This window comes from Vibrio sp. 811 (assembly GCF_033339195.1).
The window spans coordinates 1-924 of sequence record NZ_JAWOUB010000166.1; the positions used below are offsets into that span (position 1 = coordinate 1).

The window sequence follows — 924 nt, forward strand, 5'->3', positions numbered from 1 at the left end:
GTCATCATCTAACTCGCCCGTTGAAAATCCACAAGCAGGTGCAGCATGACCGCGAGATCCCGGCGCGATTGGACGAACTTCTCAAGCTGGTGGAATTGCCAGAAGAGACATTAAACAAGTACCCGCACGAACTCAGCGGCGGTCAGCGTCAGCGAGTAAACCTCGCACGCGCACTGGCCGTCGGTTCACAAATAATTTTGGCCGATGAGCCAACATCGATGCTGGATGTGTCAATTCGCTTAGGCGTATTGAACTTGATGCAGCGTATGAAGCAAGAGCTTGGGATTGGCTTTTTGTACATTACCCACGACCTCGCTACCGCGCACTACATCGCTGAAGAAACAGCGGTGATGTATAAAGGGCAAATCGTTGAATGGGGTGACACGCACGCGATCTTGAAAAATCCACAGCACCCATACACTAAGTTGTTGATCTCAGCCGTGCCCGATCCTGATCTGCCATTTGGAAACTTGGTGAAAAATGAACCAAACTACTCAATAGACGCCGATGAGATCCGTCATCGCAGCAGTGTTGTGGTTGATGAATATGATCAAGTTGGTCCGAATCACTTTGTTAAACAATGGATTGAGGCTGCATGATGGAACTGACCTCCTGGCAAGATCAAATCTCGGATTGGTATGAAACTAGGAAGCATGATCAAGTAGACGTGTTAGAAGCGATCTTATACGAAGCTCCTGATACCGTGTTTGGTCCGGTGTTGTCTGATCAACAAAGCAAAGCCATCGCCTGCTGGCTAGATGGATGTTTGAGAGTATTTCAACACGCCAGGTATCAAGACCATCACAAAGCTTACCAGACTCTGCTCTATGCAAGCGCGAAGCTCGAGCAAGCGGCATGCCAACCCATGAGTGATATTCTGCTTAAAGATTGGTGCTTAAAACGCTTACAGCATTTGACCGTATT

The 924-nt window shown here is 48.2% G+C and carries 2 protein-coding genes; both read left to right on the forward strand.

The genetic code is table 11. The features are described from left to right. A partial coding sequence (locus R7Q46_RS25585) for an ABC transporter ATP-binding protein (protein WP_318077998.1) occupies window positions 1-599 on the forward strand: 599 nt, incomplete at its 5' end. Next, window positions 599-924 (forward strand): transcriptional regulator (locus tag R7Q46_RS25590; protein ID WP_318077999.1); only part of this gene is annotated, 326 nt, incomplete at its 3' end. The genes R7Q46_RS25585 and R7Q46_RS25590, both read left to right, overlap by 1 nt.